Annotated in this window: 9 protein-coding genes; 3 read left to right on the forward strand and 6 right to left on the reverse strand. The window is 70.3% G+C overall.

The features are described from left to right. Both VF092_08950 and VF092_08955 read left to right on the forward strand, forming a co-directional pair. Positions 1 to 644: histidine phosphatase family protein (locus VF092_08950; GenBank protein ID HEX6747399.1), on the forward strand; the 644-nt coding region annotated here is incomplete at its 5' end. After that, positions 641 to 1540: an NAD(P)H-hydrate dehydratase gene (locus VF092_08955; protein HEX6747400.1), complete on the forward strand. Its 900-nt coding sequence runs from the start codon at positions 641 to 643 to the stop codon at positions 1538 to 1540. The genes VF092_08950 and VF092_08955, both read left to right, overlap by 4 nt. Positions 1541 to 1698: 158 nt before the next feature. Here VF092_08955 and VF092_08960 read toward each other — a convergent pair whose 3' ends face one another. Next, on the reverse strand, positions 1699 to 2262 hold the full coding sequence (locus tag VF092_08960) for a hypothetical protein (GenBank protein ID HEX6747401.1): 564 nt from the start codon (positions 2260 to 2262) through the stop codon (positions 1699 to 1701). A gap of 46 nt (positions 2263 to 2308) precedes the next feature. After that, complete coding sequence (locus VF092_08965) at positions 2309 to 2884, reverse strand: hypothetical protein (GenBank protein HEX6747402.1); 576 nt, start codon at positions 2882 to 2884, stop codon at positions 2309 to 2311. A 400-nt stretch (positions 2885 to 3284) separates the two neighbouring features. On the opposite strand from VF092_08965, the gene VF092_08970 reads away from it, so the two are divergent. Next, entirely contained in the window at positions 3285 to 3746 is a 462-nt protein-coding gene (locus tag VF092_08970) for a Plug domain-containing protein (protein ID HEX6747403.1), read from the forward strand. Positions 3747 to 4349: 603 nt separating this feature from the next. Here VF092_08970 and VF092_08975 read toward each other — a convergent pair. The 4 genes from VF092_08975 to VF092_08990 form a co-directional block, all read right to left on the reverse strand. Beyond that, entirely contained in the window at positions 4350 to 5756 is a 1407-nt protein-coding gene (locus VF092_08975; protein HEX6747404.1) for a hypothetical protein, read from the reverse strand. Positions 5757 to 5778: 22 nt separating this feature from the next. Continuing rightward, the gene (locus tag VF092_08980; protein HEX6747405.1) at positions 5779 to 8763 is read right to left on the reverse strand and encodes a SusC/RagA family TonB-linked outer membrane protein; all 2985 of its coding nucleotides are present in this window, start codon (positions 8761 to 8763) and stop codon (positions 5779 to 5781) included. 619 nt (positions 8764 to 9382) lie between these two features. Beyond that, the gene (locus VF092_08985) at positions 9383 to 10144 is read right to left on the reverse strand and encodes a SprT-like domain-containing protein (protein HEX6747406.1); all 762 of its coding nucleotides are present in this window, start codon (positions 10142 to 10144) and stop codon (positions 9383 to 9385) included. A 23-nt stretch (positions 10145 to 10167) separates the two neighbouring features. Further along, entirely contained in the window at positions 10168 to 11283 is a 1116-nt protein-coding gene (locus VF092_08990) for a radical SAM protein (protein HEX6747407.1), read from the reverse strand. Positions 11284 to 11591: the final 308 nt, after the last annotated feature.

Consider the following 11591-nt stretch of genomic DNA (forward strand, 5'->3'; position numbering starts at 1 on the left):
TCGATGTGCCTCTGTCGACGCTCGGCGAGCGGCAGGCAATCGCCGCCGGCCAGTGGTTTGCCGGGCTGCCGCATGACGAGCGGCCCGAGATCATCCTTTCCTCGCCCTATCTTCGCGCGCGCCAGACCGCGACCGCCATCTGCGATACCGGCGCCCTTGCCGGCGACAAGGCCAAGTCGATCATCGACGAGCGGCTGCGCGAACGTGAGTTCGGAGTCTTCGACGGGCTGACAACGCTCGGCATTCGCGAGAAATATCCGGAGGAAGCCGCCCACCGCGCCAAGATGGGAAAATTCTACCATCGGCCGCCGGGCGGCGAGAGCTGGGCCGACGTCATCCTGCGCCTGCGCAGCGCGCTCGACACCATCAACCTGCACTACTCGCGCGAGCGCGTGCTGATCGTCTGCCACGAGGTGGTCGTCCTCTGCCTGCGCTACCTGCTGGAGTGCATGAGCGAGGAAGAGGTGCTGGAGATCGAGCGCGCGCACGACGTGGCCAACTGCGGCGTCACCCGCTACGAGTTCAACCCGCGCGCCGGGCGAAGGGGGAAGATGGAGCTGCGCGCGTTCAACTTCGTGGCGCCGCTGGTCGAGGCCGGCGCCCCGGTCACCACCCGGCGCGACGTCCCCGCCGGGGCCAAGTGACGCGCGCGCCCGCCCTCACCCCCGCGCGGCTGCGCGCCCTCCCGCTCCCCCAGCCGGACGCGGACGGCAGCAAGGAGGAGCGCGGCCGCGTGCTCATCGTAGGCGGGGGACGGGAGACGCCGGGCGCGCTCCTCCTCGCGGGGAGCTCCGCCCTCCGCGCCGGCGCCGGCAAGCTCCGCCTGGCCACCGCGGAGGAGGCCGCGATCCCCCTCGCCGTCGCCATCCCCGAGGCGCGCGTCTTCTCCCTCCCGCGCACGAAGGCGGGCGGCATCTCCGCGGAGGCCGCGGGCGAGGTGGTGCGCCTGGCGGGAGAGGTCGGCGCGCTCCTGCTGGGTCCCGGGATGGTGGAGGAAGACGAGGCCACCGCCCTCGCCCGCGCCGTGCTGGCGGAGATCGACGGCCCCGCGGTGGTGCTGGATGCGGGATGCCTCCCCTGCCTGGCCGCGAAGCGCGATGCGCTGCACCGGCTGGGCGGCCGCGCCGTCGTCACCCCGCACGCGGGCGAGATGGCGGGCGTGCTGGGGATCGAGCGCGCGGAGGTGGAGCGGGACCCGCTCGCCGTCGCCCTCTCCGCCGCGCGGGAGCTGGGCGCGGTGGTCGCGCTCAAGGGGCCCGACACGTACGTCGCCGCGCCGGACGGCCGCGCCTTCCGCTACACCGGAGGACAAGTCGGCCTGGCGACGTCGGGATCGGGAGACGTGCTGGCGGGCCTCGTCGCCGGGCTGCTGGCGCGCGGCGCCGATCCGCTGCGCGCCGCGGCGTGGGGCGTCGCCCTCCACGGCGAGGCGGGGAACGCGCTGGCCCGGCGCGTGGGCCCGCTCGGCTTCCTCGCCCGCGAGCTGCCGGACGAGGTTCCCGCCCTCCTGCAGCGTCTCGCCCGCCCACGCTCGCGGTAATCGCGGTACCGGTATCGCCTGGCAATCGGCGATCTTGATTTTCTCACAGAGGACACGCAGAGGCACGGAGAACCAATCGCGGTCCTCCGTGCCTCTGTGATCTCCGTGTCCTCTGTGAGACCCAATTTTCGGATCTCGGAACGGGCGATGGAACTGCGTCAGCCGCCGACCGCGACGGAGACGCGGTTCGCGATCGCCTTCTCCAACTCGCCCGTGGAGGCGCAGTTCAGCGGCGCGCCGGAGGTGCCCTGCTGGCGCGCCATGGCGGTCGCGGTGGTCTCCAGCCGGCTCCCGCTTCCCTCCTGCCGCACGGTGCTCCACACCGCCAGCTGCATGCGGTACGAGTCGGCCGCCTCCGTCCCCATCGCCGTGCTCCCACAAGTGAAGTAGCGCGAGAGCTGGGCGCCGCCCAGCCGGCGGCTGATCTCGAAGTTGCGGTTCCCCAGCGTCCAGTTCCGCGGGTCGCGCATCACCACCGGAATGCCGACCGACGCGTAGACGCTGTCGAGCGCCGCCCACACCGCCTCCGGGGCCGCCGCCAGCGTCCGCGCGGCGGCCACGGTGGTGGTATACGTGTTCATCTCCAGCGTCTGCCGCGATGCCTGGCGGCCCGCGGCCGCCACCTCCACCACGCCGGTGGTGCGCTGCGGCGGCGTTCCCGCGCCCGCGCTGGCGCACCCCGCCAGCAGCACGGCGGCCGCCCCGGTCCAGGCTCGTCTCATCACCTTCTCCCTCGCGTCGGGAGGTATCGAGGAAGGGCGGCGGACATCAGCCGCCCACCGACAGCGCCACGTGGTTCCCGATCGCCTTCTCCAGCTCGCCCGTCGACGTGCAGGCCACCGGCGGGCTCGACGGGCCCTGCGCGCGGGCCGCGGCCTGCGCCGTGGTCTCCAGCCGGCTCCCCGTCCCCTGCGCCGCCACCGAGCTGATCACCGAGATCTGCAGCCGGTACGAGTCGCTGACCGACGCGCCCATCGCCGAGTTGCCGCAGTTGAAGTAGGTCGACAGCGGCTTGCCGTTCAGCCGCCGGCTGATCTGCAGGTTGCGGTTGCCCAGCGACCAGCTGGCCGGGTCGCGCATGGCCACCTCGATCCCCAGCGCGGCATACGCCGAGTCGAGCACCGCGTACACCACCTCGCGCCCCGCCGCCAGCGTGCTGACCACCGGCGCGTTCGCGTCGATCGAGCTGACCGAGTAGTTCACGCTTCCCACCTGCGAGCCGTTGCTCACCGGCACCGTGATCAGCGTGGTGTTCTTCTGCGGCGCCTGGCTGGTGCCGCCGGTCGCGGTGGCGCAGGCGGCAAGGGTCAGCAGGACCATCACTGCGGGCAAAGCTCGGTTCATCACATCCATTCTCCGGGTTGGGTGGCGGCGCCGTCACGGGGTGGGCACGTCCGCGCCGCCGCACGGTCATGCGGTGAAAAGATCGTCGCCTTCAGCCCCGTCCCGCAATGCCGCGCGACGAAGTGCGGGTGCCGGCGGAGAGAGGCGCGGGCGGGCCCATCCGTTAAGACACCCCGGCGCGCCCGCCACCCCGCCGCGGGTGTCAGAAGATGGCAGGCAAAAGCGTCCTACCCACATGGAGCAGCGCGGGCCGCGCGGGCACTCTTGCGGCTTGGAAGATGCAGCTTCATCCATACGCATGCCGGGGAGCAGCCCCGCACGCTCCTCCGCGCCTCCACCCCGGCTCCACGCCGTGCGGGCCCCGACCCGCGCGCACCCGCACTTCGGCCCGGAGGTCGCCATGACCCGACGCCCCGTCCGCATCACCACCCTTTCGCTGGCGGTGCTCCTGGCCGCGGCGTGCGCCACCTCGCGCCCTTCGAACACGGGCGCCACGCACGAGCCCGCGCACAGCTCGGCGCGCTACCTGAGCGCCGAGGCCATCAAGGAGTCGGGCGCGCGCAACGCGTGGGAGGTGCTGCGCCGCCTGGGCGGCGTGCGGCTGGAAGAGGGGTACGGCGGCAACCCCGAGCGCATCCGCCCCACGCGCGGCAACATGACCATCCTGCTCGACGACTCGCCCATCGTGCTCCTCGACGGCGCGCGCCTGCTGGACTACGACGTCCTCCGCGCGCTCCCGGCGCGGCAGATCGCCTCGATCGAGTTCCTGAACGGGCTGGAGGGCACGCTCAAGCACGGCTCCGGGGCCGGCGGCGGCGCCATCGTCATCCTCACCCGCACCGACGTCGACCACACCAACTGAGCGGCGCGGCGGCACACGCAGCGCGGGGCCGGCGGAGCGAACCCTCTCCGCCGGCCCCGCTGTTTCGTCCCGATTTCGGGCGATCCTTATTTCACACGGAGGAAGCGGAGGGAACGGAGGAACTCAGGTCAGTCCTCCGCTCCCTCCGTTTCCTCCGTGTGATTCATGCTTTGGACATCCTGGGAATGCACGATCAACACGTGGAATCGGGGATGATACCCAGTCCGGGTGAAGCATTGGTGCGTCTGACCGGATCTCGTGCTGACGCGATGATAGATCCTTCGGCCTGCAAACGCTTGCGTAGACGCTGATTGCGGTCTGGCCGGCCTCAGGATGACGTCAGCGCGGGATCGGTCCGGTGCATTAAGCAGATTCCCGGACTTCGTATGAGACCGTCTCGTCCTCCCTCTCGACGCGAACCGACGACGGGGATTCGCGCCGCAGGCCGACGCCGCCGCATCTCCGCGTCTCCGCGTCTCCGCGTGAGGCCAGGAAAGCCGACGCCGCACGACAGCATGCAGAGCCGACGGGATGCGTAAAACGCCGAAGGGGCAGGCACCGGAAACCGGTGCCTGCCCCTTCGACGTCATGCCTCCGCCGCGCTTACGCGTTGCGGTTGATGCAGCCCGTGAAGTTGGGGTTGTTCCCCTCGTCCACGTAGATCGGCAGGTTCACGTCGTCACCGTAGTTGCCGCCACGGAAGTACGCACCCGTGGGGAACACGCCGTCCTCCGTGCGCCCGTAGTAGCGGATCAGGCGCCGCAGGTCGCCCAGGCGGTGCGAGGTCAGCCACAGCCAGTACTCACGCTCCTTGAAGAACTGGTTCACCCGGCCGGCAGCGGTGCCCGGGTCGGCCAGAGCCGCAAGGCCCACGCTGGCGCGCAGCGTGTTCAGGGCCGTGAGGTAGGTGTTGCTGGCGCCGCCGTTCAGCGCGGCCTCGGCCTCGATCAGCCGGGCCTCGATGCCGTTGGCCAGCGGCACGTCCGAATCACGCGACGGATACTTCAGCTGCGAGTAGAACGGATCCGGGATGCTCGGGTCGAAGCCCGGGCGCGTGTTGTTGTTCGGGATGCGCGGATCGTGGATGGCGCCGTCCGTCTCGCCCTCCGTGATGAACGGCAGCCCGTTCCCGCCCTCCAGGTTCGCCACGCCGTAACGGCCCGAGTCGATGGTGTAGTTGTACACCCCGTTCTCCTGGCGCGTCGTGTTGGACGAGTGGAAGACCAGGTAGCTGAACGTCGTGGGCACCGCGGCCACCGTGGCCGCCGCCGCCGCGCGGTCGTTCAGGTTCAGCTGCGCGCGAGCCTTGCCCACCAGCGCCAGGCGCTGCTCGATCGAAGCCGCCGGCGCGATGGCAAGCGCCGAGTCGAAGCGCTCGATCGCGGTGGTCAGGATCTGCTGCGTGGTCTGCGGCGTGCCGAAGATCGGCGCCCCGCCGCCCACCGGGAAGCTGCTGAACGCAACCCCCGAGCAGTAGTTCTCGGCGAAGAAGATGTACGTGTAGCCGGCCAGCGCGAACAGCTCCGCGCGGCGGCGGTCGGTCGCCTTCCCCGAGCTCGCGAACAGCTCCACGCCGGTCTCGGCCGAGCGGCGCGCGCGGTGCAGGTTGCGCTCCACGTCGTCGAGCTGGCCGTTGGACGTGGTCCCGTTGGCCCCGGCCGTCACGATGGCGCGCTGGTCGATCTCCACGCGCGTGTCGAACGTGTCGTGGCTGCGGAACTCGTCGGTCAGCAGCCCCGAGAGCAGGATCTGGCTCTCGTTGCTGCCGCCGCCGCCCGTGCTGCCGGTGCCGCTGTAGGCCAGCGCGAAGTCGCCCACGGCGCCCGCGTACACCACCGGCGACGCGGTCGAGTCCTGCACCGAGCCCGGCGTGGCCACGTCCGGGTCGTCAACCTCCAGCAGCTTGTCCACCGAGCAGGCGCCCAGCGGGAGCAGAAGCCCCAGCGCGGCCACCCGCAGCGGGAAGGGCCGCTTGCGGCCCCTCCCCAGGTTGGTGTCGGTATGCCTCATCTCGTGAATACTCCTTGGGAGATTAGAAGCCCAGGTCGATACGGGCCGTCCAGTAGCGGACCGGCGGCTGCCCCAGGAAGTCGAACGTGCTGAAGTTCGACTGGCCACCGCTGTTCAGCTCCGGATCCAGGCCGGTGTAGTCGGTCCAGGTCTTCAGGTTCCGGCCCGACAGCGTCAGGCTGAGGTTGCCCAGCCCGAAGCGCGAGTACATCGACCGGGGCGCCATCAGCGTGACCGAGACCTCGCGCAGCTTGGTGAAGCTGGCGTCCTCGATGTAGCCGGTGTACACGCCGTAGGCCGCGTCGGCCACCGCGCGGGCCTGGTCGGCCAGCGGAGCGGACGGGTCGTTGATGGCCTGGCAGTTCAGGAACACGCCGCAGCGGAACTCCTCGGTGCTGTTGAACAGCTTGTAGCCGCCCTTGTGGTCCACCAGGGCCGACACGCGCAGCACGTCGAAGAAGGTCAGCGTGGTGTTCAGGCTCGACTCGCGGGTCGGGAACGGCGTCCCCTGGAACACCGGCTCGTCCTCGGGCACCACCTCGTCCACCCCGATGATGCCGTCGTTGTTGGCGTCGGAGAAGGAGTAGGGGATGCCGAAGTACGCGCCGAGCGGGAAGCCCTCCTCGTGGCGCTGCGAGTCGCCGCCGATGCCGAAGATGATCGGGTCCACGCCCTCGCCCAGCTCGATCAGCCGGTTGCGGTTGGTCGAGTAGGTGATGGTGGCGTCCCAGCGCAGCGGACGCGTCTCGAGCAGGTGCGCGTTGACCAGCGCCTCCCACCCCTTGTTCGACACGCGGCCCAGGTTCACGGTCTGCGTCTGGCTGCTGCCCAGCGACGAAGCCAGGCGGCGGCTGACCAGCGCGTCACGCGACACCTTGTCGTAGTGCGTCACCTCGAAGCCCACGCGGTCGTTGAAGAAGCCCGCGTCGAACCCGAGCTCCACCTCGCGCGACCGCTCCGGCCGCAGGTCCGCGTTGCCGGCGCCGCCCACCGTGATGGCCGGCACGCTGGCCTCGGTGGCGCCGCTGCGGATGGTGCCCGTCACCGGGCTGAAGAACGCCTTGGCGGTGCGGAAGCCGGGGGTCAGCCCCGACTGCCCGTACGCCGCGCGCAGGCGCAGCGTGCTCAGCACGTTGGTCTGCGGGAACCACGGCTCCTCGGCCACCACCCACGACGCCGAGAGCGAGGGGTAGTAGATGAAGCCCAGGTCCTGGCCGAACGCGCTGTTGCGGTCGCCGCGGATCGAGCCCGTCAGGTACAGCTTGTCGCGCCAGGCGAACTGCTGCGACGCCAGCAGACCCACCGTCTTCACGTCGGAGTTGCTCTCGCCGATCGAGAAGCGCTCGGAGATGGCGTTCAGCGAGTTGGTGCCCGCCAGCAGGTTGTAGCCGCCGGCGTTCCAGGCGCTGCCCACGTCGCGGTAGAACGAGAAGCCGGCCGTGGTGGTCGACGCCAGCGAGGGCGCCAGGTCGAAGGTGGCCGTACCGCTGGCGTTCGCCGTGAAGTTGCGGATGAGCGCCGGCAGCACGAAGCGGTACCCGATCACGTAGTCCGCCACGCCGTTGGCCGGCTGGAAGACGTTCGGCGCCAGGTCCTGGAACTCGGTGCGGTTCAGCACGTCCATCCCCGCCACGCCGTTGAACGTCAGCCACGACAGCGGCGAGAAGCGCGCGTTCAGCGAGCCCGTGAAGCGCTCCACGCGCTGCGAGTTGTCGAACGCGTAGCGCAGGTCCTTCGGATACGAGAAGTAGCCGCCGCGGAGGTCGGTCGGGGTGCAGACCGCGCAGGCCTGGCCCAGGATGCCGCCGCCGATGAAGCCCTCCACCGCGTTGTCGTTGTACGGCAGCTGGGCGTGATTGCTCACGTAGCCGGTCCGCAGCGACAGGTTGAGCTTGCGGCTCACCTGGGCGGTCAGGTTGCCGCGCAGGTTGACCTGCTTCAGCTCGTTGTTCTGGTAGATGCCGTTCTCGCGCTGGCTCTCGCCCGACACGAAGTACTGGATGTCCTGCGTGCCGCCGCCCACCGACAGGCCGACCGTGCGCTGGCTGCCGTCACGGAAGGGCGAGTTGTCCTCGAGCGGGTTGTACGACTGCAGCTCGCCGGTCACGCACAGCCCCAGGTCGGCCTGGAAGGGCCGGCAGTTGCCGGTGTTGGCCGCGTTGCGCATGCGGTAGTTGGCCGGGTACGCGTTCGGCTCGGTGATCGAGCCGAGCTCGCTCCAGGCGTTCCACCGGGTGCGGCCGGCGCGGCCGCGCTTGGTGGTGATCTGGATCACGCCGTTGGCGGCCGCGGTGCCGTACAGCGCCGACGCGGCGGGCCCCTTCAGCACCTCGATGTTCTCGATCTCCTCGGGGTTCAGGTCGTTGAGCCGCGAGAAGTCCTGCCCGGCCAGGTCGATCTGCGACGACGACGTGTTGTTGTTCACGCGCACGCCGTCGATGAAGATGATCGGGTCGTTCGAGAGCGAGATCGAGTTGTTGCCGCGGATGCGGATGCGGGCGCCGGTGCCCGTGGTCCCCGAGCTCTGCAGCACGGCCACGCCGGCGGCGCGGCCCTGGATCAGCTGGGTCACGTTGGTCACGGCGGCCATGTTCACGCTGTCGGCGCGAAGGGTGGACACCGAGTTGCCCAGCTCACGGGTGCGCTGCTCGTTCCCCGTGGCCGTGGCCACCAGGCCGCCCAGCTGGATGGCCGAGGTCGAGAGCGTGAGGTCGGCCGTGGCGGTGCCGCCGGCGGCCACGGTGGCGCTCACGGTCCGCGTCGAGAAGCCCAGACGCGAAGCCGTGACCTGGTGCGTGCCCGCAGGCACGCCGGGAATGCGGTACTGCCCGTTCTCGTTCGTCACACCGCGCAGCGATGTGCCCATCACGGTCACCGTCGCGCTTGCGATCGGCTGCGCATTCTGCGCATTGGTCACGCGGCCGGTGATCGTACCGGTCTGCGCGGCCGCGATGGTGGGTACGACTGCCGCCGCGAGGGCGGCCACCAACAACCGGAGCCTTTTCATGGTCTCTCCTCAGCACGGTCGAAGTTCCACTGCCTTCCGGCGGCTGTCGCGCCGGAAAGCCGGGTCGGACACAAGGTAGGCACCTCCTGCAGATGTGGACCGGCAATGGCCCGGAGCGGGGTCGTCCCCGCTCCGGGAGGGAACAGATGTTCAGGTCGCTGCGGATCGGGCCGCCGTGCCAACGAACCCCGAAACGGGCAGCGAACCAAGGTAATCGAACGCTAACAGTTTTGGCAACATGCGTTTACGCGACAAACCGGCGGCTCCCCGCTTTTGTTCGAACGAGCGTTCGTCCCGGCGCGCTCCTGCGTGGATCAGCCGCGGAGGTCGGCGCTGCGGTGCGGGTGCTCACGGCTAACGGAGTTATAACGAACGAGACGGCCGAGTTGCGACACGGTGGCAGGATCATGGCGGAAATGCAAGTATTCCGCGAGCCGCAACTTCCGCGCCGGTGCTACCGCACGGGTAGCACGGCGTGGAGTATATGCGCCCGCTCAACAAACTTCCAGTGTCCGCGGGGCGGCGGATGCAAATCTGCTCGCCAGGCGTCCCCGGGAGCGCGTGCACGGAGACCTCGGATGCACCGACGCGTTTCCCGCCGCGGATGTTAAGCCGGAAATCACCCCTGCTTCCACTTCACCGGGCGGGTGGCGCGGGGGTGCACGTCGAGCCGGTGGGCCATCCGCCGGAAGGCCGGGCCGTGGTCCACCGCGGCCCCCTCGAGGTACTGCCAGAGGTGGATCATCTCGTGGCGCATGGTCTCCTCGGCCTGCCCGGCCTCGCCGTGCACGCACAGGCGCCACGAGATCACGATCTCCAAGGGGTGCGACGAGAAGTGCCCGTTCCGCCGCCGCATCTTGCGCGACAGGTGGATGGGCACGCGCGGCAGCCGCCCGCCGAAGCAGCGCACGTTGGCGCGGTCGAACTCGGCCTGCAGCCGCTCCAGGTGCAGCCGGTCGGCCGGGTGCGCGTGGCGCCGCGCCTTCCGCGGCGGCGTGGCCGCGCGAGGGATGGCGTCGATGAAGCGCTGCACCCTCTCCTTCGCCTGCTCCCGCTTCTTCCCCCGCACCGTGCGGGTGTAGAGGTGGGCCACGGCGGCCAGCACCGCCTCGTCCGCGTCCGCGAACGCCGCGTTCATGCGGATCGTCCCCCGGTCGCGCCCAACGGAGATCATCACCCGGCGGTTGTCGGTGAAGACCACGCGCTCGTACGGCGCGCCGTGCTTCCGCAGGAGGGCCAGGACGCGCGCCTCGCCGTGCTCGCGCGGCGGGTGTGGCGGCGGCGCGGCACGCGGCGGGACCGGCGCGGGGCGCGGGGGCGCGGGCCTGTCCGGCTCCGGCGGGGAGCCGAACAGGTCCAGGAGGATGTCCTTCAGCTTCAAGGAGACGTGGCGGATCGGGCGGTTCAGGCGGCCGCCAGCGCGGGCGGGCGCTCGGCGTGGCGGTACTCCACGGTGTAGCCCAGCGCGCGGGGGACGGCCAGGAGGCGGTCGAGGTCCAGGTCCACGCGCGCGCCGGCCTTCTGCGTCACCTCGTCCTCGATGGGAAGGTCGAAGTCGTCCGCGCCGTACTCCAGCGCGCGGAACGCCTCCTCGTTCTGGGTGAGGACCGAGGTGCGGAAGTGCCTGACGTTGTCCAGGAAGATGCGGGACAGCGCCATGTGCCTCCAGTACTCGCGCGGCGAGATCTCCTGCCCTCCGAGATCCGTGCCGTACGGCTTGTACGTCCAGCAGAGGAAGGAGAAGAGGCCGGGGTTGCCGTCGGCCAGGCAGGCGTCCTGGAAGTCGCGGGTGCGCTGCAGGTGCTCCAGCCGCTCTTCCAGCGTCTCGTCGAAGCCGATCACCATCGTCGCCGTCGTCCGCATCCCGGCGTCGACGATGGCGCGCTGGGCCTCGAAGTACTCGCGCACCGTGTACTTGAACTTGGCGTGGCGCCGGCGGAAGTCCTCGGTCAGGATCTCGCTGCCGCCACCGGTGATCCAGTGCACCCCCGCGTCGCGCAGCCGCTCCGCCGCCTCGCGGTGGGAAAGGTTCGCGCGGTCGGCCAGGTACATGAACTCGGCGATGGTCAGCGCGTAGAACTCCACCCGGTCGCCGTAGCGCTCGCGCACGGCGGCGAACAGGTCGGCGTAGTAGTGCAGCGGCAGCTTGGGGTTGAATCCCCCGTTGAAGCCGACCAGGTCGCCGCCGACCGCGAGGAGCTCGTCGATCTTGGCGAACACGTCCTCGCGGGTGAGGACGTAGCCCCCCGGCTGGTTGGGAAGCACGTAGAAGGCGCAGTAGTCGCACTGCGCCACGCACACGTTGGTGTAGTTGATGATCCGCATCACCATGTAGGTGGCGCGGTCGGGTGCGTGGTAGCGCGCGCGCACCGTCTGGGCCAGCCCCTTGAGCTCGTCGTCGGACGCGTGCAGCCACAGCACCGCGGCGTCTTCGGCCGTGATGCGCCCCCCCTGCTGCACCGTGGCGGCGATGCCGAGCAGGCGCGCGGCGGGGTCTGTGATCGAGGACGTGGCGGACACGCGGCTCCCCTTCGCAACTCGGGCGGAAATGCTTGCTGGACTGCGGTTAAGAATGGGGATGCCGCCCCCGCCGGTCAACGCCCGCACGGCCGTCCGATCCCTCTACCGGCCGCTGGAGGACACCTCGTGTGGGAAGGTTTACGGAGGCGCCGGATGATCCGGCCGCCACGCAGTGCCGCGAGCCGAAATCGGAGCCGGCCGCATCGCCGACCGGCGGCTGAAGCCGCAGCAACCACGACGAAAAGCCTCGCAAACTGCGCGAGGCTTCAAACGGCGAATGGAGGCAACCGATCGGGAGGGGTTGGAAC

Source organism: Longimicrobium sp., assembly GCA_036377595.1.
Lineage (GTDB): Bacteria > Gemmatimonadota > Gemmatimonadetes > Longimicrobiales > Longimicrobiaceae > Longimicrobium.